The organism is Pseudonocardia kongjuensis (assembly GCF_039526905.1).
Classification (GTDB): domain Bacteria; phylum Actinomycetota; class Actinomycetes; order Mycobacteriales; family Pseudonocardiaceae; genus Pseudonocardia; species Pseudonocardia kongjuensis.
Map to the genome: position 1 here is coordinate 34,276 of NZ_BAAAJK010000042.1, position 25,938 is coordinate 60,213.

The 25,938-nt window shown below is 72.4% G+C and carries 26 protein-coding genes; 16 read left to right on the top strand and 10 right to left on the bottom strand.

The features are described from left to right. The first annotated feature begins 31 nt into the window (after positions 1 to 31). The 3 genes from leuC to ABD160_RS26920 all read left to right on the top strand — a co-directional run bounded on the left by leuC (position 32) and on the right by ABD160_RS26920 (position 2,861). Entirely contained in the window at positions 32 to 1,459 is a 1,428-nt protein-coding gene (gene leuC, locus ABD160_RS26910; RefSeq protein WP_344027388.1) for a 3-isopropylmalate dehydratase large subunit, read from the top strand. Further along, on the top strand, positions 1,459 to 2,049 hold the full coding sequence (gene leuD, locus ABD160_RS26915; protein WP_344027390.1) for a 3-isopropylmalate dehydratase small subunit: 591 nt from the start codon (positions 1,459 to 1,461) through the stop codon (positions 2,047 to 2,049). The genes leuC and leuD overlap by 1 nt, the downstream gene beginning before the upstream one ends. A 137-nt stretch (positions 2,050 to 2,186) precedes the next feature. Beyond that, positions 2,187 to 2,861, top strand: coding sequence for an HU family DNA-binding protein (locus tag ABD160_RS26920; RefSeq protein ID WP_344027392.1), 675 nt, complete (start codon positions 2,187 to 2,189; stop codon positions 2,859 to 2,861). Between the two features lie 63 nt (positions 2,862 to 2,924). Here the strand turns inward: ABD160_RS26920 and ABD160_RS26925 are convergent, their stop codons facing one another. The 3 genes from ABD160_RS26925 to cofC form a co-directional block, all read right to left on the bottom strand. Beyond that, positions 2,925 to 3,884 (bottom strand): NUDIX hydrolase, encoded by a 960-nt coding sequence (locus ABD160_RS26925; protein ID WP_344027394.1) that lies wholly within the window; start codon positions 3,882 to 3,884, stop codon positions 2,925 to 2,927. A 7-nt stretch (positions 3,885 to 3,891) separates the two neighbouring features. Beyond that, positions 3,892 to 6,147, bottom strand: coding sequence for an RNA degradosome polyphosphate kinase (locus ABD160_RS26930; protein ID WP_344027442.1), 2,256 nt, complete (start codon positions 6,145 to 6,147; stop codon positions 3,892 to 3,894). A 211-nt stretch (positions 6,148 to 6,358) separates the two neighbouring features. Continuing rightward, positions 6,359 to 7,087: a 2-phospho-L-lactate guanylyltransferase gene (cofC, locus tag ABD160_RS26935; protein WP_344027396.1), complete on the bottom strand. Its 729-nt coding sequence runs from the start codon at positions 7,085 to 7,087 to the stop codon at positions 6,359 to 6,361. Between the two features lie 188 nt (positions 7,088 to 7,275). On the opposite strand from cofC, the gene ABD160_RS26940 reads away from it, so the two are divergent. Next, a complete protein-coding gene (locus tag ABD160_RS26940; RefSeq protein WP_344027398.1) occupies positions 7,276 to 7,995 on the top strand; it encodes a lysophospholipid acyltransferase family protein in 720 nt (239 codons plus the stop codon). After that, positions 7,992 to 9,026 (top strand): NAD(P)H-dependent glycerol-3-phosphate dehydrogenase, encoded by a 1,035-nt coding sequence (locus ABD160_RS26945; protein WP_344027400.1) that lies wholly within the window; start codon positions 7,992 to 7,994, stop codon positions 9,024 to 9,026. Before ABD160_RS26940 ends, ABD160_RS26945 begins: the two co-directional genes overlap by 4 nt. Positions 9,027 to 9,040: 14 nt before the next feature. On the opposite strand, the gene ABD160_RS26950 is transcribed toward ABD160_RS26945, so the two are convergent. Then, complete coding sequence (locus tag ABD160_RS26950; protein WP_344027402.1) at positions 9,041 to 9,949, bottom strand: CE1 family esterase; 909 nt, start codon at positions 9,947 to 9,949, stop codon at positions 9,041 to 9,043. 117 nt (positions 9,950 to 10,066) lie between these two features. On the opposite strand from ABD160_RS26950, the gene ABD160_RS26955 reads away from it, so the two are divergent. Further along, positions 10,067 to 11,179, top strand: a complete 1,113-nt coding sequence (locus tag ABD160_RS26955; RefSeq protein WP_344027404.1) for a cystathionine gamma-lyase — start codon at positions 10,067 to 10,069, stop codon at positions 11,177 to 11,179. 9 nt (positions 11,180 to 11,188) lie between these two features. On the opposite strand, the gene ABD160_RS26960 is transcribed toward ABD160_RS26955, so the two are convergent. After that, complete coding sequence (locus tag ABD160_RS26960; protein ID WP_344027406.1) at positions 11,189 to 11,380, bottom strand: hypothetical protein; 192 nt, start codon at positions 11,378 to 11,380, stop codon at positions 11,189 to 11,191. A gap of 238 nt (positions 11,381 to 11,618) precedes the next feature. On the opposite strand from ABD160_RS26960, the gene ABD160_RS26965 reads away from it, so the two are divergent. Beyond that, positions 11,619 to 12,257: an HNH endonuclease gene (locus ABD160_RS26965; RefSeq protein ID WP_425563669.1), complete on the top strand. Its 639-nt coding sequence runs from the start codon at positions 11,619 to 11,621 to the stop codon at positions 12,255 to 12,257. Between the two features lie 91 nt (positions 12,258 to 12,348). On the opposite strand, the gene ABD160_RS26970 is transcribed toward ABD160_RS26965, so the two are convergent. After that, positions 12,349 to 12,639 (bottom strand): hypothetical protein, encoded by a 291-nt coding sequence (locus ABD160_RS26970; RefSeq protein ID WP_344027410.1) that lies wholly within the window; start codon positions 12,637 to 12,639, stop codon positions 12,349 to 12,351. A 272-nt stretch (positions 12,640 to 12,911) separates the two neighbouring features. Between ABD160_RS26970 and ABD160_RS26975 the strand changes: the two genes are divergently transcribed. Then, positions 12,912 to 13,949: an LCP family protein gene (locus ABD160_RS26975; RefSeq protein ID WP_344027412.1), complete on the top strand. Its 1,038-nt coding sequence runs from the start codon at positions 12,912 to 12,914 to the stop codon at positions 13,947 to 13,949. 13 nt (positions 13,950 to 13,962) lie between these two features. Here ABD160_RS26975 and ABD160_RS26980 read toward each other — a convergent pair whose 3' ends face one another. Next, positions 13,963 to 14,994 (bottom strand): glycoside hydrolase family 53 protein, encoded by a 1,032-nt coding sequence (locus tag ABD160_RS26980; protein WP_344027414.1) that lies wholly within the window; start codon positions 14,992 to 14,994, stop codon positions 13,963 to 13,965. A gap of 196 nt (positions 14,995 to 15,190) precedes the next feature. Beyond that, entirely contained in the window at positions 15,191 to 16,348 is a 1,158-nt protein-coding gene (locus ABD160_RS26985) for a glycoside hydrolase family 53 protein (RefSeq protein WP_344027416.1), read from the bottom strand. Between the two features lie 259 nt (positions 16,349 to 16,607). On the opposite strand from ABD160_RS26985, the gene ABD160_RS26990 reads away from it, so the two are divergent. From ABD160_RS26990 to ABD160_RS27005, 4 genes are all read left to right on the top strand, one after another. After that, a complete protein-coding gene (locus ABD160_RS26990; protein ID WP_344027418.1) occupies positions 16,608 to 17,657 on the top strand; it encodes a UDP-glucuronic acid decarboxylase family protein in 1,050 nt (349 codons plus the stop codon). 410 nt (positions 17,658 to 18,067) lie between these two features. Next, positions 18,068 to 19,945 (top strand): glycosyltransferase family 2 protein, encoded by a 1,878-nt coding sequence (locus tag ABD160_RS26995; protein WP_344027420.1) that lies wholly within the window; start codon positions 18,068 to 18,070, stop codon positions 19,943 to 19,945. Next, positions 19,945 to 20,967 (top strand): UDP-glucose 4-epimerase GalE, encoded by a 1,023-nt coding sequence (galE, locus tag ABD160_RS27000; RefSeq protein ID WP_344027422.1) that lies wholly within the window; start codon positions 19,945 to 19,947, stop codon positions 20,965 to 20,967. Before ABD160_RS26995 ends, galE begins: the two co-directional genes overlap by 1 nt. Before the next feature lie 34 nt (positions 20,968 to 21,001). Next, a complete protein-coding gene (locus ABD160_RS27005; RefSeq protein WP_344027424.1) occupies positions 21,002 to 22,318 on the top strand; it encodes a UDP-glucose dehydrogenase family protein in 1,317 nt (438 codons plus the stop codon). A gap of 79 nt (positions 22,319 to 22,397) precedes the next feature. On the opposite strand, the gene ABD160_RS27010 is transcribed toward ABD160_RS27005, so the two are convergent. Then, a complete protein-coding gene (locus ABD160_RS27010) occupies positions 22,398 to 23,195 on the bottom strand; it encodes a glucose-1-phosphate cytidylyltransferase (RefSeq protein ID WP_344027426.1) in 798 nt (265 codons plus the stop codon). A gap of 542 nt (positions 23,196 to 23,737) precedes the next feature. Here ABD160_RS27010 and ABD160_RS27015 point away from each other — a divergent pair. From ABD160_RS27015 to ABD160_RS27025, 3 genes are read left to right on the top strand one after another with little or no spacing between them, the layout of a single operon-like run. After that, positions 23,738 to 23,923: a hypothetical protein gene (locus ABD160_RS27015; protein ID WP_344027428.1), complete on the top strand. Its 186-nt coding sequence runs from the start codon at positions 23,738 to 23,740 to the stop codon at positions 23,921 to 23,923. Next, a complete protein-coding gene (locus ABD160_RS27020) occupies positions 23,920 to 24,483 on the top strand; it encodes a DUF6879 family protein (RefSeq protein ID WP_344027430.1) in 564 nt (187 codons plus the stop codon). The genes ABD160_RS27015 and ABD160_RS27020 overlap by 4 nt, the downstream gene beginning before the upstream one ends. Then, positions 24,458 to 25,240 carry a DUF5753 domain-containing protein gene (locus ABD160_RS27025; protein ID WP_344027432.1) on the top strand — a complete coding sequence of 261 codons (783 nt, stop codon included), beginning with the start codon at positions 24,458 to 24,460 and terminating at the stop codon, positions 25,238 to 25,240. Before ABD160_RS27020 ends, ABD160_RS27025 begins: the two co-directional genes overlap by 26 nt. Before the next feature lie 10 nt (positions 25,241 to 25,250). Here the strand turns inward: ABD160_RS27025 and ABD160_RS27030 are convergent, their stop codons facing one another. Beyond that, entirely contained in the window at positions 25,251 to 25,451 is a 201-nt protein-coding gene (locus tag ABD160_RS27030; RefSeq protein ID WP_344027434.1) for a hypothetical protein, read from the bottom strand. 77 nt (positions 25,452 to 25,528) lie between these two features. Here ABD160_RS27030 and ABD160_RS27035 point away from each other — a divergent pair, with 77 nt between their 5' ends. Further along, entirely contained in the window at positions 25,529 to 25,771 is a 243-nt protein-coding gene (locus ABD160_RS27035) for a hypothetical protein (RefSeq protein WP_344027436.1), read from the top strand. The last annotated feature ends 167 nt before the right edge of the window (positions 25,772 to 25,938 follow it).

Genomic DNA, 25,938 nt, shown 5'->3' on the forward strand with positions numbered 1-25,938 from the left:
ACCCGCGATCAGATCACAGAGGGAGGCGAGCGTGAGCCCTGCAGAGACGCCGCGCACGCTGGCCGAGAAGGTCTGGGACCGGCATCTCGTCCGGGCGGGCGAGGGTGACGAGCCGGACCTGCTCTACATCGACCTGCACCTGGTGCACGAGGTCACCAGCCCGCAGGCCTTCGACGGGCTCCGGCTCGCGGGCCGGCCGGTGCGGCGCACCGACCTGACACTCGCCACCGAGGACCACAACGTACCGACCCTCGACGTCCTCGCGCCGATCGCCGACGAGGTGTCCCGCACCCAGGTCGAGACGCTGCGCCGCAACTGCGCCGAGTTCGGCGTGCGGCTCTACCCGATGAACCACGCCGAGCAGGGCATCGTGCACGTCGTCGGGCCGCAGCTGGGCCTCACCCAGCCCGGCACCACCGTCGTCTGCGGCGACTCGCACACCTCCACGCACGGCGCCTTCGGGGCGATGGCCTTCGGCATCGGCACCTCCGAGGTCGAGCACGTGCTCGCCACGCAGACCCTGCCGCTCAAGCGGTTCCGCACGATGGCGATCAACGTCAACTCCTCCGACGGGACGCTGCGGCCCGGGGTCACCAGCAAGGACGTCATCCTCGCGGTGATCGCCCGGATCGGCACCGGCGGCGGGCAGGGCTACGTGCTCGAGTACCGCGGCAACGTCATCGAGAACCTCTCGATGGAGGCCCGGATGACGATCTGCAACATGTCGATCGAGGCGGGCGCGCGGGCCGGGATGATCGCCCCGGACGAGACGACGTTCGCCTACCTGAAGGGCCGCGACCACGCGCCATCGGGCGACGACTGGGACGCCGCCGTCGCCGACTGGCGTTCGCTGCGGACCGACGAGGGCGCCACCTTCGACGCCGTCGTCGACATCGACGCCGACGAGCTCACCCCGTTCGTCACCTGGGGCACCAACCCGGGGCAGGGGCTGCCGCTGGCCGAGTCCGTCCCGGACCCGGAGCGGATCACCGACGAGGCCGAGCGCGCGGCCGTCGAGAAGGCGCTGACCTACATGGGTCTGACCGGCGGGACCCCGCTGCGCGAGGTCGGGGTGGACGCGGTGTTCGTCGGCTCCTGCACCAACGGGCGGATCGAGGACCTGCGGTCGGTCGCCGGGATCCTGGACGGGCGCAAGGTCGCCGACGGCATGCGGATGCTCGTCGTCCCGGGCTCGATGCGGGTGCGCAGGCAGGCCGAGGAGGAGGGCCTGCACGAGATCTTCACCAGCGCCGGCGCCGAGTGGCGCTCCGCGGGGTGCTCGATGTGCCTGGGCATGAACCCGGACCAGCTCGCCCCGGGCGAGCGCTGCGCGTCGACGTCGAACCGGAACTTCGAGGGGCGGCAGGGCAAGGGCGGCCGCACCCACCTCGTCTCGCCCCTGGTCGCCGCGGCCACCGCGATCCGCGGCACCCTGTCGAGCCCGGAGGACCTGGACTGATGGAGAAGTTCGACACCCACACCGGGATCGGCGTCCCGCTGCGCTGGTCCAACGTGGACACCGACCAGATCATCCCGGCGGTCTACCTGAAGCGGGTCACCCGCACCGGCTTCGACGACGGCCTGTTCTCCGCCTGGCGCCAGGACCCGTCGTTCATCCTGAACAACGAGCCCTACGACCGCGGTTCGGTGCTCGTCGCCGGCCCGGACTTCGGCACCGGATCGTCCCGCGAGCACGCCGTCTGGGCGCTGATGGACTACGGGTTCCGGGTCGTCATCTCGTCCCGGTTCGCCGACATCTTCCGCGGCAACTCGGCCAAGGCCGGACTGGTCGCGGCCCAGGTGGAGCAGCCCGACGTGGAGCTGCTCTGGAAGAAGCTGGAGAACGAGCCGGGCACCGAGGCGACCGTCGACCTCCGGGAGCGGTCGGTGCAGGCGGGCGACCTGACCGTCGCCTTCACGATCGACGACTACGCCCGGTGGCGGCTGCTGGAGGGGCTGGACGACATCGGTCTCACCCTCCGTCACGAGGACGCGATCACCGCGTTCGAGGGAAGCCGCCCCGATCGGATGCCACGCACCACGGTGTGAGATCGCACCGGGTGGTCGCGGGCCGTCACCGGGCGGCCCGCGACCACCCGTACGGCCCTGCCCGACCGGTGGGTATGCGACCTCGACTCGCCGCCAGATCTGGTGCGTTGCAGGGCCTACCCCTACCGTTCGTGACCATGAACAAGGCTCAGCTCGTCGATGCGCTGACCACCCGGCTCGGTGACCGTCGGGCCGCCACCGCCGCTGTGGACGCGATGGTCGACGTCATCGTGGAGACCGTGGGTGCGGGCGGCTCGGTCACACTGACCGGGTTCGGCGTGTTCGAGCCACGCCGGCGCGCGCCCCGCACCGCTCGCAACCCGCGGACCGGCGAGACCGTGCCGGTGGGGGAGACGATCGTGCCCTCGTTCCGGCCGGGCGCCGCCTTCAAGGACCGGGTGGCCGGGAGCGAGGCCGCCGCCGCGGGTGCGACGAGCGCGCCGAAGCGCGCCCCGCGCGAACGCGCGGCCGCCGGTGCGGCCGTGGGGCGGGCCGCGTCCGCGGCGCCCGGGACACGCAGGCCCGCGGCGCGCAAGCCGGCCGCCGCCAAGCCCGCCGCTGCCCGGACCGGGCCCGCCGCCGGCGCGAAGGCCGCTGCTGCCGGGAAGTCCGCTGCTGCCGGGAAGTCCGCTGCTGCCGGGAAGTCCGCTGCTGCCGGGAAGGCCGCTGCTGCCGGGAAGTCCGCTGCTGCCGGGAAGTCCGCTGCTGCCGGGAAGTCCGCTGCTGCCGGGGCGAAGTCCGCTGCTGCCGCGAAGAAGCCCGCAACGGCCGCATCGAGGAAGCCCGCGGCCAAGAAGCCCCCCGCCACCTGATCCTCCCTCCCCGGCACGACCGGTGAGGGGTACCCCTCGGCACCGGTGTACCGCTCGGTGGGATCAGGGGGAGGGGCGGCGGTAGTAGTCGGCGAAGAGGAGGGCGCCCGCCGGGTCCAGGCCGAGCAGCCAGGTGCTCGCCTTGTGGGAGGGGGCCTCGGCGCCGGCGCCCGCCTCGTCGAGCAGGTCCTCCACGACGTCCGGGATCACCCCGCCCTGGCTGCTGATCAGTGTCACCCCGGGCTGGGCGGCGAGCTCGCGGAACCGGGCCCGCCCGGCGTCCGGATCGACCCAGTAGCCGTTCTCGCCGAGCAGCGGCTCCACCGGGAGGTCCTCGACCCGCCCGGAACCCAGCCCGCTCTTCCCGGCGAACGGCGCGATCGTCTGCCCGCAGCGCAGCGGCGGCGCCGTGTAGAGCCGGTCCGGGCCGAACCGGGGCAGGAACCCGGCGAGCCGGTCGGCCTGGGTGTGCCCGGTGCCGGACAGCGGGCGCAGGTCGTCGTCGCCCTCCCAGGCGGTGCGGCTGCCGGCCTTCGCGTGCCGGACCAGCACCACCGTCGACGACGGCACGCCGGTCGTGGCGAGCCGGGTGACCAGTCGCGTGTCGTGCCCGTGGGTGAGCAGCGACGCCGCCTCGGCCGGGGAGACCCAGCGCAGCGCGTCGGTCTCGTCGTTCGGGGTGAAGCCGTGGTCGCCGACCGCCTCGGCCGCCCAGTAGTGCACGACCTTCCGGCCGCGGCCGGGCACCCGGTAGGTGGTGTGCCCGAGCCGCGCACCGAGCCGGCAGTCCAGCCGGGCCTCCTCGGTGGTCTCGCGCAGCGCGGTCAGGGTCAGCGACTCGCCAGGGTCCTGGTGGCCCTTGGGCAGCGTCCAGTCGTCGTAGCGCGGCCGGTGCACCAGCGCGATCTGCAGCCCGCCGCCGGGGGAGCGCCGGTAGGGCACCGTCCCGGCGGCCACCACGTCGGCCAGGCCCGCCGGATCGACCTCGGCACCGTCGGTGCGCACCGGGGAGAGGAACGTCATCGGCCGGTCAGTCCTCGACCGACCCGCGGCGCGAGTTCATCATCTCCACCTGGTGGTCGCGCACCCGGATGTTCGACGACCCGGGCGCGGGCGAGGGCGACCAGATCCCGTCCGGCCCGAGCGTCCAGCAGCGGGTCGCCGGATCGAGGCAGGAGTCGAACATGTCGCCGAGCTGGTCGGCGAGCTTCGGATCGGTCACCCGCAGCATCACCTCGACGCGGCGGTCGAGGTTGCGGTGCATCATGTCCGCCGAGCCGATCCAGTACTCGTCGGCGGCGCCGAAGTGCAGCACCCGGGAGTGCTCCAGGAACGGCCCGAGCAGCGAGCGGATCGTCACGTTCTCCGACAGCCCCGGGCGCCCCGGGATCATCGCGCAGATCCCGCGGACCACGATGTCGACCGGCACCCCGGCCTGCGACGCCCGGTAGCAGGCGTCGATCACGGCCTCGTCGACCAGCGAGTTCACCTTGATCCGGACGCGCGCGCCGGGCTCCCCGGTGCGGTGCGCCTCGATCTCGTCGTCGATCCGGCGGACGATGCCGCGACGCACCCCGTACGGCGCGACCAGCAGGCTGCGGTACGACGTCTGCCGGGAGTAGCCGGTCAGCGAGTTGAACAGGTCGGTGAGGTCGGCGCCGATCGTCGGATCGGCGGTGAGCACGCCGATGTCCTCGTAGAGCCGCGCCGTCTTCGGGTTGTAGTTGCCGGTGCCGATGTGGCAGTACCGGCGGATCTCCGAGCCCTCCTGCCGGACGACCAGCGCCGTCTTGCAGTGCGTCTTCAGGCCGACCAGGCCGTAGACGACGTGCACGCCCGCCTTCTCCAGCTGGCGCGCCCAGCGGATGTTGGCCTGCTCGTCGAACCGGGCCTTGATCTCGACCAGCGCGACCACCTGCTTGCCGGCCTCGGCGGCGTCGATCAGGGCGTTCACGATCGGCGAGTCGCCGGAGGTCCGGTACAGCGTCTGCTTGATCGCCAGCACGTTCGGATCGGCGGCGGCCTGCTCGATGAACCGCTGCACGCTGGTGGAGAACGAGTCGTAGGGGTGGTGCACCAGCACGTCGCCCTCGCGCAGCGTCGCGAACACGCTGCGCGGGGTCTCCCGCTCGGCGAACGCCGGATGGGTGGCCGGGCGGAACGGCTCGTCCTTCAGGTCCGGGCGGTTCACCCCGTGCACCTGCCACAACCCGGTCAGGTCGAGCAGCCCGGGCACCGTGACGACGTCGTTCGGGTCCACGTCGAGCTCGCGCAGCAGCAGCTCCAGGACGTGCTCGGACATCGTGTCGAGCACCTCGAGCCGCACCGGCGGGCCGAACCGGCGTCGGGCCAGCTCGCGCTCCAGCGCCTGCAGGAGGTCCTCGTCCCGGTCCTCCTCGACCTCCAGGTCGGCGTTGCGGGTGACCCGGAACGGATGCACCTCCGCGACGTCCATCCCGGTGAACAGGTCGCCGAGGTGCGCGGCGATCAGGTCCTCGATCGGCAGGAACGTGACGGTCCGGTTGCCGGAGCGGGTGTCGGTGTCCGGCGGGTCGACGGTCACCAGGCGCGGCACGTTGTTCGGCACCTTCACCCGGGCGAAGCGCTCGGTCCGCCCCTCCGGGTCACGCACCGTGACCGCCAGGTTGAGCGACAGCCCGGAGATGTAGGGGAACGGATGCGCCGGGTCCACGGCGAGCGGGGTGAGCACCGGGAAGACCGACTCGGAGAAGTAGTCGGACAGCCGCAGCCGCTCGGCGTCGGTCAGGTCGTCCCAGGCCCGGATGTGGACGCCCGCCGCGTCCAGCTCCGGGCGCAGCTCGTCCATGAACACCTCGGCGTGCGCCCGGGACAGCGCCCGGGACCGCTCGGTGATGCGGGCCAGCTGCTGGCGCGGGGTGAGGCCGTCGGCGCTGCGCACGCTCAGGCCGGTCTCGTCGCGGCGCTTCAGGCCGGCCACCCGGACCATGTAGAACTCGTCCAGGTTGGACGCGAAGATGGCGAGGAACTTGGCCCGCTCCAGCAGCGGCTGGCTGGCGTCCTCGGCCAGGGCGAGCACCCGGGCGTTGAAGTCGAGCCAGGACAGCTCGCGGTTGAGGTAGCGGTCCTCGGGCAGCACGTCCGGCACCGCCGACGCCGGCGTGGTCGCCCCGGCCGGCGGCGCGATCGGGGCCGCACCCGGCGGCGGGGGCGGCGCGGCGGGCGGCGCCTGCTGGGCCGGGATCTCCGCGGGCACCGGCTGGTCCGGGCTGACCTGGTCGGCGACGGCCCGGCTCGCGGTGTGCATCCGGCGGGAGGCGGGGCGCGGGGCGCGGCGCCCGCCCGGCCGCGCCCGGGCCCCGGAGTGGGCGGGGCCACCGCGCTGGGACGAGCCGTTCCGCCCGTTCGGTGCTGCCGCGTCGTCACTCACCCGGCAATTGTTTCGCACCTCGCGCGGGTCGGCCAAGGGAGACACCGCGGGAGGTCGGTGAATTCCCGGTGCCACGGGCGGAGATGTGTCACACCTTCGGGCAGCGGAGCGCCCCGGGCGGGGGACTGCCCGCCGGTCCGGCCTGCGGTAGGGCGTCCCGCGCGTCGATCACCGCGCGGGTCCAGGCGCCGACCCCGAGCCGCACCGCCTCGTCGAGATCGGTGACGGTGTCGACGTCGCGGCGCAGCCCGGGCCGCACCCCGGGCAGCACGACCGCCCCGGACTCCCGGTGCGCCGCCGCCGAGGCGCCGCCGAAGTGCGGATCGAGCCGCCGGCCGGGGGCGGCGAGCAGCAGCGTGGTGCCCTCGCCGGGGGCGTCGGGCTGGAAGGCGCGGTGCACCCCGGAGCCGAACAGCCGGGCCGCGACGGTGACGGCGTCGTCCAGCTCGGCCGGGCGCAGCGCCGGCAGGTCGGCCTGCAGGGCACCGACGATCACGGCGTCGTCGGCCGAGCGCAGCAGCGCGGCGCCGTGCCGCAGCGCCCCGTTCAGGCCGCGGCCGGGATCGGTGACGACCTCGACGCCGAGCGCGCCGACCTCCATCGCGACCGCCGGGTCGGACGAGATCACCAGCACCCGGCGGACCGTGGTCGCCGCGACGGCCGCGGCGACCGTGTCCCGGGCCAGCGCCAGCGCGAGCCGCTGGTGCGCGCCGAGCTCGCCGACGCCGCCGTCCGCGGCGCCGCGCAGCCGGGTCTTGGCCTTGGGCAGCGGTTTCACCGGCACGACCAGGTCCGCCCGCAGGGTCACACCGACCATCGTCGCACCTCGGAGGCCGTTCCCGTGTCACGGAGGCGTCACGGGACCGGGTCGGGCGGGCGGCCGGCACCGGGGGTGGGTTTACCGGAACGGTCCGTTGTGGGGAGACTCCACCCGGACGATCCGGATCACTCGCGGTCCGGGACCGCTGACGACCCCGCCTCGACGCGGGTGTGAGGAGGCCGCCGGTGGCCCGCGAGAAGGGCGGATTCTGGGTCGGGCTCGCCGCGACCGTGTTCTACCCGCTGGGCTGGCTGACCGGCCGGCAACGCTACGAGGGCCGCGAGCACCTGCCCGCGACCGGCGGCGCGCTGCTGGTCGGGAACCACATCTCGTACCTGGACCCGATCCACACCGCGCTGTTCGTGCACACCGCGCGCCGGGTGCCGCGGTTCATGGCGAAGAACAGCCTGTGGGACGTCCCGGTGCTCGGGTCGATCCTGCGCGGCAGCGGGCAGATCCCGGTCTTCCGGGACACCGCCGACGCCCAGCAGAGCCTCGCCGCGGGCACCCAGGCGCTCGCCGACGGCAAGATCGTCATCATCTACCCGGAGGGCACCATCACCCGGGACCCGGACGGCTGGCCGATGCGCTCGCGGACCGGGGTCGCCCGGATGGCGCTGGCCTCCGACGTCCCGGTCGTGCCGATGGTGCACTGGGGCACCCGGGAGGTCTACGACCACTACGGCAAGCGGTTCCGGCCGCTGCCGCGCACCGAGCTGGTGCTGCGGGCCGGGGAGCCGGTGGACCTGTCCGGCCACCGCGGCCGCCCGGTCGACGCCGTGGTGCTGCGCGAGGTCACCGACCTGATCATGGCCGCGGTGCGGGACCTGCTGGCCCAGGTGCGCGACGAGCCGGCCCCCGCCGAGTTCTTCCGGCGCGGGCCGGAGCGGGAGGCCGGGCGATGAGCGCGCGTCCGGTGAACGAACCGGTGCACGACATCGCCCGGGTCGCCGTGCTCGGCGCCGGGAGCTGGGGCACCTCGTTCGCGAAGGTGCTCGGCGACGCCGGCCGCGAGGTGCGGCTGTGGGCCCGCCGCGGCGAGGTGGCCGACGCCGTCAACGGGACCCGGCAGAACCCGGACTACCTGCCCGGCGTCGAGCTGCCGGACCGGCTGCGCGCCACCTCGGACCCGGCGGAGGCGCTGGACGGGGTGGACGCGGTGGTGCTGGCGGTGCCGTCCCAGTCGCTGCGCGCCAACCTGGAGCACTGGCGCGACCTGATCCCGGACGGGGTCACCCTGACCAGCCTCGCCAAGGGCGTCGAGCTGGGCACGCTGAAGCGGATGACCGAGGTGATCGACGACGTCACCGGGGTCGGCGTGAACCGGCTCGCCGTGGTCTCCGGGCCGAACCTGGCCGCCGAGATCGCGCACGAGCAGCCGACCGCCACCGTGATCGCCTGCACCGACCACGGCCGCGCCGTCGCACTGCAGACGGCGTGCGCGACCGGCTACTTCCGCGCCTACACCAACACCGACGTGATCGGCGCCGAGCTGGGCGGCGCCGGCAAGAACGTGATCGCGCTGGCCGTCGGCGTCGCGTCCGGGATGGGGCTGGGCGACAACTCGCGGGCGTCGCTGATCACCCGCGGGCTGGCCGAGATGTCCCGGCTCGGGATGGCGCTCGGCGCCTCGCCGCTGACCTTCGCCGGGCTCGCCGGGATGGGCGACCTGGTGGCGACGTGCTCGTCGCCGCTGTCGCGCAACCGCACCTTCGGCGAGCAGATCGGCCGCGGCGCGACCCTCGCCGAGGCCGAGCGGGCCAACCACGGGCAGGTCGCCGAGGGCGTCAAGTCCTGCCTGTCGATCTGCGAGCTCGGTGAGCGGCACGGCGTGGAGCTGCCGATCGCGGACGCGGTGCGCCGGGTCTGCCACGAGGGGATGACCGCGCCGCAGATGGCGAAGGAGCTGATCTCGCGGGCGCCGAAGCCCGAGTAGCGCGCCGCGGTCGCTCAGGGTCGCGGCTCGGGGGCCTCCCCGGCCAGGTCGAAGAAGCGGGCGACCTCGGCGGCCAGGTCCAGGTCGTGGCTCGTCGGGCCGAGCACGGCCGGTGCCGACGCCGGGCCGGGCACGGTGTGCCCGCCGCCGTGCACGGTGAGCAGCCGGACGGCGGGGCGGCCCGGCTGCCGGTGGTCGGTCTGCACGATCCGCGTCCGGTCCCGCGGGCCGGACCGGCGGGCGATCTCGGTGTCCACCGGCGGATCGGTGATGCCGTTGTGCCCGGCGAAGTAGCGGGCCGTCTCGGGCATCGACAGCGTGCGGCCGCCGACCGAGAACAGCAGCCGCACCCACCAGGACATCGCGCCGCCGGTGTACGGCACGATCCGGTCCGCGGTTCCGTGCACCAGCAGGACCGGCCGCGCCGCGGGGGCGTTGCCGGCCAGCAGGAAGTTCGCCGGCTCGGGCATGGTCGCCGCCACCACCGCGATCCCGGCGACCGGCGTCGACGGCTCGTGGAGCAGCCGCAGCGCCATCTGCCCGCCGTTGGAGTAGCCGAGCGCGACCACCCGGGCCGGATCGACCCGGCCGTCGGCGGCCAGCTTGTCGATCACCGCGCGGGCGAAGCCCACGTCGTCGATCCCGTCCCGGCGGGCGGGGAAGCCGCTCTGCGCCCGGGCGTCGTTCCAGTTCCCGCGGTACCCGTCCAGATAGGCCACCACCACGCCCTGCTCGGCGAGGCGGTCGAACGACCCGCCGGTGGCGGAGCGGAACGCCGCTCCGTCCTGCCGGGAGCCGTGGAACACCAGCAGCAGCGCCCGCGGCACGCCGGTGGCGGGTGCGCCGAGCACCGTGAACGTGCGGGTGCGGCCCGCCACCGTGACCGTCTCGTCGCTGTGCCGGACCCGGTCGTCGACCGTCATCGGATACCGCCCTCCGTCCCGCACCTCGGGACTTAGCGGATAGCATATCCGTTTCGCCGGTGGGGGCGGCGGAGGAGCCGATCGGGGGCCGCCGGGGCCCGGGTAGCGTGTCGCCCGATGAGCGGCGACGGGACCAGATGCGTTCGGGGCGGCGGCGGGCACGGAGCGCCGGAGATCGGCGCCCCGGTGCACCACGGCCCGGTGCTGACCAGCACCTTCCATCTCGGCCGGCCCGAGCAGGCGGAGCCGGGTGCGGACTTCTACGCCCGCGCGGACAATCCGACGTGGCGTGATTTCGAGGCCGCCGTCGGCGAGCTCGACGGCGGGCCGTGCGTCGCCTTCCCCAGCGGCATGGCGGCGATCGCGGCGGTGCTGCGCGGGTTCACCGGGCCGGACCGCGGCGTGCTGCTGCCCTCGGACGGCTACTACGTGGCCCGGCTGCTGGCCGACGAGGAACTGGCTCCGCTGGGAATCGGCGTCGGGTACTGCGCGACGGCCGGTGACTGGGCCGCGGCGATCGAGGAGACGCGGCCGGGGCTGGTGCTGCTGGAGACGCCGTCGAACCCGGGTCTGGAGGTCTGCGACATCGCCGCGATCGCCGCCGCAGCGCACCGGACCGGCGCGGTGGTCGCCGTCGACAACACGACCTGCACGCCGCTCGGCCAGCGCCCCCTGGAGCTCGGCGCGGACCTGGTGGTCGCCTCGGACACCAAGGCGCTGTCCGGGCACGGGGACCTGCTGCTCGGGCACGTCAGCGCGGCCGATCCGGTGCACGCCGAGCGGATCCGGGCCGCCCGCACCCGGGGCGGGGCGATCCCCGGCCCGATGGAGACGTGGCTGGCGCTGCGCGGCCTCGGCACCCTGGACCTGCGGCTCGCCCGGCAGGCGGAGAACGCCCGGGCGCTCGCGGTGGCGCTGCGCGGGCACGGCGCGGTGCGCGACGTCCGCTGGCCCGGGCTGGCCGACGATCCGGCGCACGCGCTCGCCCGCACCCAGATGCGCCGCTGGAACGGCATCCTCCGGTTCACCCTGCCCGACGTGCACGCCGTCTCGGACTTCCTCGCCCGCACCACGCTGGTCGACTCGACGACGAGCTTCGGCGGCCTGCGCACCGCAGCGGACCGGCGGGCCCGCTGGGGCGACGCGGTGCCCGAGGGGCTGGTGCGGCTGTCCTGCGGCGTGGAGGACACCGCCGACCTGGTGGCCGACGTGATCGGCGCGCTGGGGTAGCGGCCGGGATCAGTCCCGGGCGATCTCGCCCAGCCAGCCCTGGATCTCCGCCGGTTGCAGGTCGCAGTACGGGCAGACGGCGACGAAGGTCGGCGCACCCGGACCGGAGACCTGGAACCGTTCGCGCGCCCCGCGGCGACCGCAGCAGGTGCAGGTGGAGTCCCGCACCTCCGGGTCGGCGTGCTCGCTGTTCTCGTCCATGGCCCGTGTATAGCCGCCCGGGGCGGGCCCGGCACCGGCCTGTGGCCGACCGCACGCCGGGTGTGAAGCAGACGTTTCCGCTGGTTACGCCGGGATGGCCGGTGGACGGCCGGGGCGGCCGGCGGCGCCGGACGGGCACCGCGTACACCGGTCGTCGGTACTGCTATCACACTCGCGTAACCCGGCTTCCGTATGGTCGACTACATCACGGACCTCGAGCGTTCGCGGAGGTGGTCGCGTGCCGTACCGACAACCCGTCCCCAGTGGTGCCGGGACCGTCGTCACCCCCGACCTGAGAGCGGTCGATCCGCTCCCCGACGATCACCCTCCCGCACCGGGTACCGAGCCGCCGACGGCGGTGCCGGTGCCGACTGGGGCCCGGGTACTGCTCCTCAACGCCAGCTTCGAACCGCTGGCCGTCGTCACCTCGAAGCGGGCGATCCGCCTGCTGCTCTCCGGCAAGGCCGAGTGTCTCCAGGAGGCGCTGGAGGGCACGGCGTTCCGGTCCGAGAACCTCTCGCTCCCCGCGCCGTCGGTGCTGCGGCTGTCCCGCTACGTGCGCGTCCCGTACCGCCGCGCGGTCCCGATGACCCGCGCCGGCGTGCTGCGCCGGGACGGCCGCCGCTGCGCCTACTGCGGCAAACGGGCGGACACCATCGACCACGTGGTCCCGCGCAGCCGCGGCGGTGCGCACAGCTGGGAGAACTGCGTCGCCGCCTGCCGGGCGTGCAACTCGCGCAAGGCGGACCGGCTCGTCGAGGAGCTCGGCTGGACGCTGGCGACCGTTCCCGGGCCGCCGTCGCGCAGCGGGGCCGGCGTGCTGGTGCTGGCGGTCGAGCCGCTGCCGGCCTGGGAGCCCTGGCTGTCGGCGGCGTAGCGCTGTACGGATGCCGGCCCGCGCCGCACGGGCTCCGGACCGCGCCGCACGGGCGCCGGACCGCGCCGCACGGGCGCGGATCGGGGCCGGATCAGGGTCGGAGCAGCCGGGAGGCCAGCCGCACCCGGCGCCGGATCGGGCGGGCGTCGCGGGCCCGGAACGCGCTGCAGCCGGTGCCGCAGGCGCCGCAGTCGGTGCCCGGGCGGTAGTGCTCGTGCGCGTCGCGCCCGTGCCCGCACCGGCACGGGTCGACGACCGCCGGGGCCTGCGGCGCGACCGGCGGGCCTGCGGGGTTCGCGGCGGCGTCGTCCGCGGCGGACCGCGGGGCCGGGATCGCACCGGCCGGGGAGACGGCGGTCGGGGTGTCCGGGGTGACGCTCATCGGGGCTCCTGTCGGGTCCGCTACGACCGGGTGGCCGTTCTGCCCGGTATTTCGCCTACTCCGGGTGGCCCATTAGCGACTCCCCCGTTGGTTCCCCAGAACTGATGACAGCTTTTCCAGAACGTTCACGATGGGTACTCGCCAGGCCCTGACCTGCAACTATGCGTAACGGTGATCTCGATCGCGAACGCCGGGCGTCAACCTTTCGGTAACGCCGGACGTCCTACTACGACGAGACAACCGGACCATCGAGCGGTCCCGGAAGGATTCCGATGCGCAACGCCGTCCCCCCGCCCCCCGTGACGCGGCGCCGTACCGGCCGCAGGTTCCTCATCACCTTCCTGACCCTGCTGCTGGTGCTGCTGCTCGTCGTGGCGGGCGCGGTCGCGTACCTGGTGTCGAGCGTCGGCAACGACGTGCCGCGGATCCCGGACGCCTTCCGCGGCCTGGAGGCGACCGACCGGCCGGCGACCTTCGGCGGGACCACGTTCCTGCTCGTCGGCACCGACTCGCGGGCCGACGAGCCGATCACCGGTGCCGGTGCCGCGCCGGACGCCGACGGCGGCTCCGAGCGCAGCGACGTGATCATGCTGGGCACGCTCGCCCCGGACGGCCGGAGCGCGTCGGTGGTGTCGATCCCGCGCGACTCCTGGGTGGAGATCCCCGGCCGCGGCATGGACAAGGCCAACGCCGCGTACGCCTACGGCGGGGCACCGCTGCTGATCGAGACCGTCGAACAGCTCACCGGGGTCCGGGTCGACCACTTCGGCGTGATCGACTTCGCCGGGTTCACCTCGCTGGTCGACTCGGTCGGCGGGATCGACGTGACCGTCGCGCGGGCCACCAGCAACGCCGGCGTCGACTTCACGGCGGGCGAGAACCACCTCGACGGCACCCAGGCGCTCGCCTACGTCCGGCAGCGCTACGACCTTCCGGGCGGCGACCTGGACCGGGCGGCCCGCCAGCAGAACGCGATCAAGGCGCTGCTGGAGAAGGTGCAGGCGACGGCGACCACCGACCCGGCGACGCTGTACTCGTTCGCGACGAGCGTCGGCGACGCGGTCAGCATCGACGACTCGCTGACCAACACCGGGCTCGTCACGCTGGCCCTGGAGAACCGGAACCTGCGCGGATCGGACGTCGCGTTCGTGACCGCGCCGGTCGCCGGGCTGGGCCGGGAGGGGGCGCAGTCGGTCGTCTACCTGGACGAGGCCCGCGGGCAGGAGCTGTGGGGGGCGGTGCGGAACGGGTCGGTTCAGCAGTACGCGGACCTGAACCCGGGGGAGGCACTGAGCGGGACGCCGTCCTAGCCGGCCTGGGCGGTCACCTGTTCCCGAACACCTCGACCGACGGCAGGGCAGTGCCGTCCCAGTCGAACATCGTCAGGTTGGCGAACCGGTTCTCCTGGCCGCCGCCGGCCGCGATCTCGGGCAGCCAGGCCGGCTCCCAGACGGCGAATCCGAGCCCGGCCGGTCCGAGGGACGCCACGGTCTCCCGTACCGTGCGCAGGAACGCCAGCTGGCCGTCCGGCGTCGGCGGGAAGCGGTCGGCCTCCGGGAGATCCTCCAGCCGTTCGACGTGCAGCTCTGCCGCACCGGGCCGTTCGAGGGTCCACGGGTAGGAGGTCTCGGCGATCATCACCTGGCAGTCGAAGCGCCGGGCGAGCATCTCGAGGTTCTCCCGCACGTCGGCGATCGTGCCGTGCCACCACGGGAAGTACGACACGGCCGCCACGTCGAATCGGATCCCGCGCTGTGTCAGCTCGGAGAACAACCGGTGGCTGTCGGCCTGGTTGCCGCCGGCATCGGTGTGCAGCACGGTGCGGGCCGTGGTTCCCGCGTCACGCACGCCGTGCAGCCCGGCCTGTACCAAGCGCGCGACCCGGTCCCATTCGTCCGGGCCGCTGCGGCCGGTCACCTCGCCGGTCGGCCACAGCAGGCCACGCGATATCTCGTTACCGACCTGGACCAGCGCCGGCACGGTTCCCTGGGCGGCGAACGCGCGCAGCACATCCCGGGTGTAGTCGTGCACGGTGGCCGCCAGCGCGCCGAGGTCCTGGTCTGCCCACGCGCCTGGGGTCGGTTGGTGGGTCGGGTCGGCCCAGAAGTCGGAGTAGTGCAGGTTGAGCAGTACGTGGCAGCCGGCGGCGTTCGCACGGCGGGCAAGCGCGAGAGTGGACTCCAGATCACTGTGCCCCGGCTCCGGATCGACCCAGAGCCGCAGTCGCACGAGGTTGGCGCCGCGGGCGGCGAGCAGTTGCTCGACGGTGTCCTCCCGCATGCCGTCCCGGAAGGTCAGGCCGATCGCCTCGAGCTCGGGGGTGAAGGACAGGTCGGCGCCCCGGATCGACGTCAAGGGTGGGAGGACGCGTGGTGGCTCGGGCGCGTGTACGGGTGCCACCTGGTCTGCGGTGCAGCTGCCCAGCAGCCGGGAGGCCATCAGCGTGGCGGCCGCGCCGCCCAGGAACCGCCGTCGTGAAACGTGCACACCGCTCCGATCCGGGGCCGCCGCGCCACCCTCCTGCCCTACATCGAACCGAAGGGCCGGTGCGTTAGTTCGTCCTCTCCGGGCGGAATGCGGAGAGCGCCGGAAGGCCCCGTCCGGACTCGTCGAACATCGAGAGGTTGGCGTAGGGGTTTCCGCCACCCTCCGGAAGCACGTCGACGAACTGACCGGTCCAGCCCGGCTCCCAGGCGACGAAGCCGATCCCGCGGTCGTCGGGAACGGATTGCAGCACGTCGCGGAGCGCATCGAAGTAGTCGGTCTGGCCGGCCGGGGTGGCCGGGAAGCGGGCCACGTCCGGGAGCTGATCGGGGTCGGTGACCATGAACTCGACCGTTCCGACCGTCGTCGGCGCAGCGAGACCCGGCAGGTACCACGGGTAGGCGGTCTCGACGACCAGTACGTCGCAGCCGAACCTGGAGGAGAGCTCGGTGACATTGTGGCGCAGTCGTTCCAGCGAGCCGTGCCAGAACGGGTAGTAGGAGAGGGCCGCAACGTCGAACGCGACGTCGTGCTCCTCCATCCGGTCGAAGAAGTGGCGGCACACGTCGGTGTTCCCGCCCTGGTCTACGTGGATGAGGACCGGCAGATCGGGGGCGGCTTCCCGCGCGCCGGCGATCCCGGCCCGTAGCAGCCGGGTGAACGGGCCCCAGCCCTCGGCGGATCCGTGCCATACCGCTCCGACCGGCCAGAGCATTCCGTGGGTCACCTCGTTGCCGATCTGGACCGCCCTGAGCGGCGTGCCCTGGGCCGCGAACGCGCCGACACAATCTCGGGTGTAGGCCTGCACCGTGTTCGCGAGGGTGGCCAGATCCTGCCCCGCCCAGGAGCGCGGGATCGTCTGGTTGTCCGGATCGGCCCAGGTGTCCGAGTAGTGCAGTGAGAGCAGGACGGCGCAGCCGACGTCCGCCGCTCGCCGGGCGAGAACGAGCGCCGTGTGGAGGTCGCTGCCGCCTGCATCCGGCCCGACCCAGACCCGGAGCCGGACGAGATCAGCGCCTCGGTCCGCGAGCAGCTGCTCGACCGGAGCGGTGCGACGGCCGTCGGAATACGAGACCCCCGCGGACTCCATGCGGAGGGTGAAGGACAGATCCGCTCCGCGGACGCCGCCGAGCCGCCGTCGGGACGCGGTTCGGTTACTACCTGTGCACGCGAGTACTGCCGCGCCGACGATCGGCAGCGTCAGAACGGTGCGTCGAGGAATCATGGAACCTCCGGCCAATTGCTGTGCAACACGGGTTCCGGCTGCATTTGCGCATTCTCCCGTCGCCTCTGAGCACGGCCCGGAACACGTCCGTGTCGGCATTGTGATGTACCTCTCGGCGGCCCACCCTGCGTAACGTTCGGTCACAACCTCCCGAGTTGCCAACCATCTCCGTGGCCATCCCCCGCGGCCAGTGTCGGTCCGGCGGCCTATCGGCCGTGCCCCCGCGGATCGTCCAGTCCGACCCCTCTGGAGGTTCCCTGTGCGTGTCCTCATCACCGGCGGCGCCGGATTTCTCGGCTCCCACCTCTGTGATCGTTTCCTCGACCGCGGGGCTGAGGTGCTTTGCGTCGACGACCTGTCGACCGGCCGGCTCCGCAACGTCGAGCACCGGATCACCGATCCACGTTTCAGTTTCGTCGAGGCCGACGTGTCGGTGCGCATCCCGGTCGACGGGCCGGTGGACGTGGTGGCCCACCTGGCTAGTCCGGCATCGCCGCCCGACTACCACCGGCGCCCGCTGGAGACCTTGGCCGTCGGTAGCCGCGGTACCGAGAACGCTCTGCAGTTCGCCGCGGCGCACGGCGCCCGCTTCCTGCTCGCCTCGACCAGCGAGGTCTACGGCGACCCACAGGTGCACCCACAGGAGGAGAGCTACTGGGGCAACGTCAACCCGATCGGCCCGCGCAGCGTCTACGACGAGGCCAAGCGCTACGCCGAGGCCCTGACCAGCGCCTACCGCCGGACCGAAGGGGTCGACACGGGCATCGTCCGGATCTTCAACACCTACGGTCCGCGGATGCGGCCGCACGACGGCCGGGTGGTCACGAGCTTCATCGCGCAGGCGCTGAACGGCGATCCACTGACGATCTACGGCGACGGCGCGCAGACCCGTAGCTTCTGCTACGTCGACGACCTGGTCCGCGGACTCGTCGCCATGGCCGACTCCGACGACCCGGGGCCGACCAACCTCGGCAATCCGGACGAGCACACGATGATCGAGCTCGCCGAGTTCGTGCTGCGGCTGACCGGCTCGTCGTCATCCGTCGAGTTCCACCCGTTGCCGCAGGACGACCCGACCCGCCGCCGCCCCTCGATCGAGCGGGCCCGTCGGACGCTCGGCTGGGCCCCCGAGATCGGCACCGAGGAGGGGCTGCGCCGGTGCGTCGAGTACTTCCGTACCCGCGCCGCGGACGAGGTCGCGGCGGCCCGGGCCGCTCTGATCGGGGGGCAGATGGATGGCGCCCCCGTCGCTCGTGTCCCGGTCACCGTCCCAGCCATGCGGGCATCCGACACCGCCGCCACGGTCTGATCCTCGTTCGGAGAATCGTGTCCCGCGCTTCCCACCGCGTTCATAGCCACGGCCCCACCCCGCATGGGCACGCGCAGGAAGGCCGCCCCGCCGTGCACCCTCGGTCCCAGCAGCCGTCGCACGTCCAGGACCCGTCGCAGGACTTGCCACGGGCCGGTCGGCACGCGGCGCCAGACGGACCGACCGACCGGATTCAGCTGGCGGCCGACGCCACGACGGTGGTGTTCCCGGTCGTCGAGCCGTCGGTCACCGCGTTGCCGCCGGTCAGACCACGGTCGCCGGGACGCGGGGGGCGGTGGCAGGAAGGCTCACACCACGACGGTGCCGCCGACAGTGGACGGGACCGGGTACCGGGGCGGGCCGGTGGCGGGACCTCTTTGGTCGAGAGGCCCGTGCCGCCGCGGCCCCTCGTGGATCCGCGGAACCCGCTGCCAGAGCAGATCATCGACCTCTCCGACGGCATGGTCGCTGCGGTTGCGCCGTCCGGCCCAGTCCTGGACTCCACCGCACGGCGGCGCCGGCGGATCCGGGCGTCGACGTTCGAGTGGGCACTGCCGCTGCACTCGCGGATCGCCGTCGCGGTCCTGTCCGGACTGTGGCTGACCGCCCTGGTCGGGTTCTGGATCTGGCTGCTGCAGCCTGTGCATCGCACCAGTTCGGTGGGCCTGCTCCTCAACGGCGTGATCCTGCTCTACCTGTCGGTCATGCCGATCTACTTCATGGTCGGGGTGAATCGGCTCAAGCGGGTCGCCCGCTCGGTCCGGCCACCGGACCTGCGCATCGCATTCGTCGTCACCCGTGCGCCGTCCGAGCCGTGGAACGTCGCGCGGAGGACGTTGGAAGCGATGCTCGGCCAGGACTTCCGGGCCCCGTACGACGTGTGGATCTGCGACGAGCGGACGACCGATGAGATCCGCGCGTGGTGTGCACTCCACGACGTCCAGCTGTCCACCCGGGAGGGGGTCGAGGAGTATCACCGCGACACCTGGCCGCGGCGCACCCGCTGCAAGGAGGGCAATCTCGCGTACTTTTACGACCACTGGGGCTACCGAGACTACGACGTGGTCGTCCAGTTGGACTGCGATCATGTCCCCGGCTCACGGTATCTGTACGAGATGGTGCGCCCGTTCGCCGACCCGTCGATCGGCTACGTCGCGGCACCGAGCGTGTGTGACGCGAACGGTGACGAGTCGTGGTCGGCGCGGGGGCGGTTGCACCGTGAGGCGACATTCCACGGACCGGCGCAGCTCGGGCACAGTGCCGGGCTCGCCCCGGTCTGCATCGGCTCGCACTACGCGGTGCGAACCCGGGCGGTCCGCGACATCGGCGGCATCGGCCCCGAGCTCGCGGAGGACTTCTCGACGAGCTTTCTGCTGAACTCGGCGGGCTGGCAGGGCGCGTTCGCGATCGATGCCGACGCCCATGGTGACGGACCACCGACGTTCGCTGCGATGCTGGTCCAAGAGTTCCAGTGGTCGCGCAGCCTCACCACGGTTCTGCTCGGTCTCGTGCCCCGGCACCTCCCGCGGTTGCCGTGGACGCTGCGACTCCGGTTCCTGTATGCGCTGGCCTACTACGTGCTGCTGGCGGTGACCACGGTCGGTGGGCTGCTGCTGGCGCCCATCGCTGCCGTCACCGGCGAACCGTGGATCGCGGTCAACTATCTCGACTTCATCGCCCTGTGGTGGTCTGTGGCGTTGATGGTCCTGCTGATCACGCTGGTGCTGCGGCGACACGGTCTGCTCCGACCGCCGGATTCGCCGATCATCAGCTGGGAGAACTACTTGTACTGCCTGACCCGCTGGCCCCTGATCGCGTGGGGGGTGAGCGCGGCTCTGGTGCAGGCGGTCCGGCCGCGACAGGTCACCTTCAAGGTCACGCCGAAAGGTCGGGGCGGCCTTGAGCCGCTGCCCCTGCGGCTGATGTTGCCTCACAATCTCGTCGTGTTGCTGCTCTCCGGAGCGGCTCTGTATGCCGAGGCGTTCACCAACGCGGCCGGTTACGTGTTTCTCTGCCTGGTCGGCGCGTCGATGTACACGCTGGTCGGACTCGCCGTCCCGCTGCTGCACGCTCGCGAGACCGCCCGCGGAGGAGACAGCAGCTTCCCGACCGCGCTGCTCCGTACCGTGGCCGTGCCGCTCACCACCGGCTTGCTGGTAGCAGTGCCCACCGTGCTCGCCGTCATCGCGTTCCCCGACTACGTCGGGTCCGTCTTCGGCGAAGGCTGGCTGCGGATCCTCATCGCGGACGGCCTGATCGGTCGCCTGCTCGGCCTCCAGGAGTTCTGATGCCCCATACCGTCCTCGTCACAGGCGGAGCCGGCTTCATCGGTAGCCACACCGTGGTCGAGCTGCTCGACCACGGTCACGAGGTGATCGTGCTCGACGACCACTCGAACAGCTCCCCGTACGCCCTCGACGCCGTCACGAAGCTCGCCGGACGGCCGCTGGCCGCCGTGTACCGGGCCGACCTGCGCGACCGCGGGGCACTGGACGCGATATTCACCTCGCACGACATCGACTCGGTGATCCACTTCGCGGCGAAGAAGGCAGTCGGTGAGTCGGGCCGGATCCCGCTGGAGTACTACGACATCAACGTCGGCGGCACCATCACCCTGTTGCGCACGATGCACGACCACGGCGTGCACCGGCTGGTGTTCTCGTCGTCCTGCTCGATCTACGGCGACACCACCACGGTGCCATTGGCGGAGGACGAGCCGGCCGGGCCGACGAACCCGTACGCGCGCACGAAACACCTGTGCGAGCAGCTCCTCGCCGACACCTGTGCCCGTCACGGGGAGCTGTCGGTGATCGCGCTGCGGTACTTCAACCCGATCGGCGCACACCCGAGCGGTCTGCTGGGGGAGGACCCGACCGGGGTGCCCAACAACGTCCTGCCCTACATGGCGCAGGTCGCCGTCGGACGGCTCACTGAGCTGCCGGTGTTCGGCGCCGACTACGCCACCCCGGACGGGACGTGCGTCCGCGACTACATCCACGTCGTCGATGTCGCCGACGGTCACCGGGTCGCGCTCGACCACCTCGACGAACCCGGCCTGAGCGTGTTCAACCTGGGGACCGGCAGCGGCGCGTCGGTACGTGAGCTGCTCGCCGAGTTCTCCCGGGCTGTCGGCCGGGAGATCCCACACCGCGTCGAGAGCCGTCGTGCCGGCGACGTGCCGGTGCTGATCGCGGACCCGTCGAGGGTCGCCACCGCGTGGGGCTGGCGCACCACCCGTGATCTTCGACAGATGTGCGCCGACGCCTGGCGCTTCCAGCAGTCCCACCCGCGGGGCTACCAGCCCCTCTGACCGTCCCCCGGCAGTATCGGAGAAGGAGTCCACAGTGCGCATCACCGTCATCGGCACCGGCTACCTCGGTGCCGTGCACGCCGCCTGTATGGCCGACCTCGGGCACGAGGTGCTCGGCGTCGACGTCGACTGGACGAAGATCGACGCGCTGTCGGCCGGGCGTCCGCCGTTCCACGAGCCCGGCCTGGATCAGGTCCTGGCCAGGACCGTCGAGTCGGGACGGCTGCGGTTCGGCACGTCTCTCCAGGAGGCGGCCGAGTTCGGCGACGTGCACTTCGTGTGCGTCGGCACCCCGCAGAAGGCCGGGTCCAACGCGGCCGACCTGCGCCACGTCGAAGCCGCCGTCGGTGGACTGGCCCCGCACCTGACTCGGCCCGCACTCGTCGTCGGGAAGTCGACCGTCCCGGTGGGCACGGCGGCGGGGCTCGCGGCGGTGCTGCGCGACGCAGGATCGCCGGCCGAGCTGGCGTGGAACCCGGAGTTCCTGCGCGAGGGTTTCGCGGTGAACGACACGCTGCATCCGGACCGCCTGGTCGTCGGGGTGACGTCGACCGGGGCCGAGGAGATCCTGCGCGAGGTGTATGCACCGATCCTGGACTCGGGCGACACCCCGTGGATCAGTACCGACCTGGCCACGGCCGAGCTGGTCAAGGTGTCGGCGAACGCGTTCCTCGCCACGAAGATCTCGTTCATCAACGCGATCGCCGACGTCTGTGACGCCGCAGGCGCGGACGTCACCACGCTGGCGACGGCGATCGGACACGACGCGCGCATCGGATCGCGCTTCCTGTCTGCCGGGCTCGGTTTCGGCGGCGGCTGCCTGCCCAAGGACATCCGGGCCTTCATGGCCAGGGCGGGCGAGCTCGGCGTGCCCGACGCGCTGGCCTTCCTGCGCGAGGTCGACGAGATCAACATGGGGCGTCGACGGCGGACCGTGGAGCTGGCCCGCGGACTGGTCGGCGGGTCGTTCCTCGGGCGGTCGGTGGCGGTGCTGGGCGCGGCGTTCAAGCCGGACAGCGACGACGTGCGGGACTCGCCGGCGCTGAACGTCGCGGCGACCATCCAGCTGCAGGGCGGTCAGGTCCGGGTACACGACCCGGTGGCGATGGACAACGCGCGCGCACAGTTCCCGACCCTGGACTACGCCCCTGACATCAGGAAGGCGTGCGAGCACGCGGACGTGGTGCTGCACCTCACCGAGTGGCGCGACTACGTGGAGCTGGACCCGGAGTGGCTCGGTTCGCTCGTCGGTGCCCGCCGGATGGTCGACGGGCGCAACGTGCTGCCGCTGCCCGCATGGCGGGCGGCCGGATGGGATGTCCGGTCCTTGGGACGCTCGGCCCCGGCCTGATCGGGCCGGGGCCGGACCGACGCCGCTGCGGTGCGGGCGCGTGCCCGACGATCGTCCGCCGCGGCGGCGGCCCGGTCGGTCAGGCCCAGGTCTTCCAGGGCGCCTCGCCGGCCGACCACAGGCCGTTGAGGAACTCGAAGTCCTTGAAGGTGTCCATCGCGCACCAGAAGTCCTCGTGCTGGTGGACGCCGAGCTGGCCGTCGCGGGCGAGCCGCTGCAGCGGGGCGTGCTCGAGCCACACGTCGTCGTCGCCGGGCTCGCCGAGGTAGGTGTCGAGGAACTCGCGCTTGAAGGCGAAGAAGCCGCCGGAGACGAACCCGGTGACCTGGGTGGGCTTCTCGTTGAACTCGACGACCTGGTTGCCGTCGACGTGCATCTCGCCGAACTTCGAGGTCGGGTGCACGCCGGTGACGGTGCCGATCCGGCCGGACTCCTCGTGCTCCTTGGCCAGGGCGTTGATGTCGACGGTGGCGACGCCGTCGCCGTAGGTCAGGAAGAAGTTGTCGGTGTCGACGTACTGCGCGATCTTCCGGATCCGGGAGCCGGTCGCGGCCTCCAGGCCGGTCTCGGCGAAGGTGATCTCCCAGTCCTCGTCGACGCCGTTGTGGAAGTCGATCCGGTGCTTCTCGGACATGGAGAGCGTGAAGTCCGCGGAGCGGGCGCGGTAGTCGAGGAAGTACTCCTTGATCGCCCAGCTCTTGTAGCCCAGGCACAGGATGAAGCGGCGGTAGCCGGCCTCCCGGTAGATCTTCATGATGTGCCAGACGATCGGGCGACCACCGATCTCGACCATCGCCTTCGGGAGGCTCTCGCTCGCCTCCCGGATGCGCGTGCCCTTGCCTCCGCAGAGGATGACGACGGGGGTCTCGGGGTTCATGCGGTCCTCTCGATCTACGGGGAGCGTGGTGGGGCGGCTACGTCGCTAGTGGTTCAACCGCTCACCACTACCGCATTGTTATCCCACACCGACCGAGAAACAGGTCACAGCGGACCCTTCCGGGCACGGTTTGCGCAGGGATGATCACGAAGCGTCATGCCTGTCGGGGTCGTCCGGTTCGGCGGTGCTCCCGGTGCCACGGCGGGCCGCGCGCTCGACGTGCCGGCGGTGGTCGAGCACGAGGAACCGCATCGCGGCCGCGGTCCACGGCTGTGCGGCGGCTTCGCAGCTCGCGCACGCCGTGGCGCAGAGCGGGCCGGCCGGGGTCTCGCGAAGGACGACGGACCGTGGCCGGTCGCCGTCGCCGCAGAACTCGCACCAGCGCCCGACGGCCGGGCAGGCCGGCGTGAGGCGGTCGGGCGCAGCGCCTCCGATGGACATGTGTCAAATCGTGTCACGACATGCCAGGTGTCAGGCAACATGCTGTTGAAATGCTCGGACGTGTGGGAAGCTGGCGTGTCGTTTCATGTCGATAGGGGCGGGTGGCTATGCGGAAGGTTCTTGCGCAAGGCGGATGCGTCGACGGTGACTGTCCGGCATTCTGGATCGACGACGAGACCGGCACCGTGACCGTCCGCGGTTTCGAGCCGGGATCGAATACCCGTGAGCGGGACGTCACGATCCCCGTCGAGGTCTGGGATCGCCTCGTCGCGCAGCTGCCGCGGTGAGTCCGCTGGATCCCGGGCCGTACTACGACGGCTTCCGGCGCAGCGCCTTCCGGCTGGAGACCCGGCAGTCCTATGCCGTCGACGCCGAGGACGCGTCGCTGGCCGCCTTCCGCGCCGGGACCGCGCGTCCGGAACGGAGCGTGCGGACGTCGCCGTGGCTGGCCAGGATCGCCACGGACACCGTGTCGGGCAAGGACTGGTCCAGGGTCCGGCTGGTGGAGCGGCCGCTGACCGAGTACACCCGCTGGGAACTGCTCAGCTATGTGGAGTCGCAGGCGGCGGGGGAGCGGATCCTGCTCGCCGCGGCCGGCGCGGTCCCGGGGGCCGGGGGTGACTTCTGGCTGTTCGACGCCGACACCGCCGAGCCCAGTGGGTTCCGCACGCACTACGACGCCGGCGGGCGTGTCGCCGTCCGCGAACCCGTCGACGATCCGGACGAGCTACGTATGCTGCGTCGGACCCGGGACCGCGCGGTGGCCGCGGCCGTCCCGCTGAACGAGTTCCTGGCCCGTGAGGATGAGGTGACCCGCCCGCGTGGTCGACGAGAGCCCGACCCGTAACCGGCTCCGCAGCGAGCTGATCCGGGTCCGCGATCTGGCCGGCATCTCGGCGCGCGGGATGGCGCGGACGCTCGGCCTGAACCGCGGCGTCGTCCAGCGTTTCGACACCGGCCGCGGGATGCTCCCGCTCGACCGGATCGAGGCGTGGCTCGACGCCTGCGCGATCGATGGCGCGGAGCGGGAGCGCATCCTCGGTCTCGCCGAGCGCGCGACCGGCGAGACCCGGCCGTGGCGCGAGCTGCTGGAGCGGACCGGGCACCTGCAGGCGGACGTCCGCGAGCGGGAGGCCGAGGCACTCGCCGTCGTGTCGTTCCAGCCCACTGTTTGGCCCGGCCTGCTGCAGGCACCGGAGTACGCGCGGCTGGTGCTCTCCGCCGGGCACACCACCGACGTCGACGGCGCGGTCGCCGCCCGGATCGCCCGCCAGCAGGTGCTCTTCGAAGGCACGACACGCTTCAGCTGGGTGCTGACCGAGCACGTGCTGCGTGCCGACCTGGGGCGACCGGACGTACTGGCCGCGCAGCTCGACCGGGCCAGGTCGCTGGCCCGGCTCGACACCGTCTCGATCGCCGTGCTGCCGGACGAGGCCCCGCTGCTGCCCTGGCACAACTTCCTGATCTGGACGCCGGTGGACGGCGCCCCGTACGTCACCACCGAGCTGGTGCACGGGACGCAGGAGGTGCACGCCCGGGAGGACGTCGCCGAGTACCGGGCGCTGTGGGAGAAGCTCGAACGGCACGCGCGGCCGTTCAGCTGAGGAGGATGGCTCAGTCCCCGGTCACGATCCGGCGCACGGTGTTGCGGTGGTATCCGGTGAGTTCGGCCAGCTCGACCTGGGAGACGCCCGCCGCGGCAGCATCACGGATCGCGCTCCGCAGGACCGCTTCCGCGGCATCGAGGTCGTCCTTCGCCCGTTCCCGTTCGCGCACGGCTGCGTCCAGGCGCGTGCGTGCTGGGCCGGTGTCCACCGACGGACTCTGACACTGCACTATCAGAGTGCAGTATATCCGAGAGCTACTGCACACCTATAGTGCATACTGGTCGTGTGAACGTCTACGCGGTCCACACGGCCAAGCCGGACTCGGTGAGCGCCGTCGAGGTCGTCTTCACGTCGGAGCAGGAAGCGCGTGCCTTCGCGGCCGATCGCTCGACCGACGACCGGGTCCTGTCGGCCTCGGTGACGTCGTACGTCGTCGGGCTGCTCGGCAGCCGGCGTCCGGTGTGCTGGTTCCGGGAGGGGGAGGAGCAGTCGGTGCGCTTCGATCGGCCGGACATGTTCGGGACGTGAGCGCCGGCCGCAACGCCCGTAGATGGAGCGCTTTCCAACCTGAACTCAGCCGGGTCTGGGTCAGCACTATTACCGCCTGGACCAGAGCGGTGGCCCGACTTGAGCTGAAGTGACCCCCGTCAGCCGGACACCTCGGTCTGTGTCGTGATCTGCTGCTCGTAGGCGGC

Bases quoted from the DNA above. Each gene is read 5' to 3' on its own strand.
- ABD160_RS26985 (WP_344027416.1), bottom strand. From the start codon at position 16,348: ATGATTCCTCGACGCACCGTTCTGACGCTGCCGATCGTCGGCGCGGCA.
- ABD160_RS27010 (WP_344027426.1), bottom strand. From the start codon at position 23,195: ATGAACCCCGAGACCCCCGTCGTCATCCTCTGCGGAGGCAAGGGCACG.
- leuD (WP_344027390.1), top strand. From the start codon at position 1,459: ATGGAGAAGTTCGACACCCACACCGGGATCGGCGTCCCGCTGCGCTGG.
- ABD160_RS26955 (WP_344027404.1), top strand. From the start codon at position 10,067: ATGAGCGGCGACGGGACCAGATGCGTTCGGGGCGGCGGCGGGCACGGA.
- cofC (WP_344027396.1), bottom strand. From the start codon at position 7,087: ATGGTCGGTGTGACCCTGCGGGCGGACCTGGTCGTGCCGGTGAAACCG.
- ABD160_RS26960 (WP_344027406.1), bottom strand. From the start codon at position 11,380: ATGGACGAGAACAGCGAGCACGCCGACCCGGAGGTGCGGGACTCCACC.
- ABD160_RS26930 (WP_344027442.1), bottom strand. From the start codon at position 6,147: ATGCACACCGCGAGCCGGGCCGTCGCCGACCAGGTCAGCCCGGACCAG.
- ABD160_RS26970 (WP_344027410.1), bottom strand. From the start codon at position 12,639: ATGAGCGTCACCCCGGACACCCCGACCGCCGTCTCCCCGGCCGGTGCG.
- ABD160_RS26925 (WP_344027394.1), bottom strand. From the start codon at position 3,884: ATGACGTTCCTCTCCCCGGTGCGCACCGACGGTGCCGAGGTCGATCCG.
- ABD160_RS26950 (WP_344027402.1), bottom strand. From the start codon at position 9,949: ATGACGGTCGACGACCGGGTCCGGCACAGCGACGAGACGGTCACGGTG.
- galE (WP_344027422.1), top strand. From the start codon at position 19,945: ATGCCCCATACCGTCCTCGTCACAGGCGGAGCCGGCTTCATCGGTAGC.
- ABD160_RS26945 (WP_344027400.1), top strand. From the start codon at position 7,992: ATGAGCGCGCGTCCGGTGAACGAACCGGTGCACGACATCGCCCGGGTC.
- ABD160_RS26975 (WP_344027412.1), top strand. From the start codon at position 12,912: ATGCGCAACGCCGTCCCCCCGCCCCCCGTGACGCGGCGCCGTACCGGC.
- ABD160_RS26920 (WP_344027392.1), top strand. From the start codon at position 2,187: ATGAACAAGGCTCAGCTCGTCGATGCGCTGACCACCCGGCTCGGTGAC.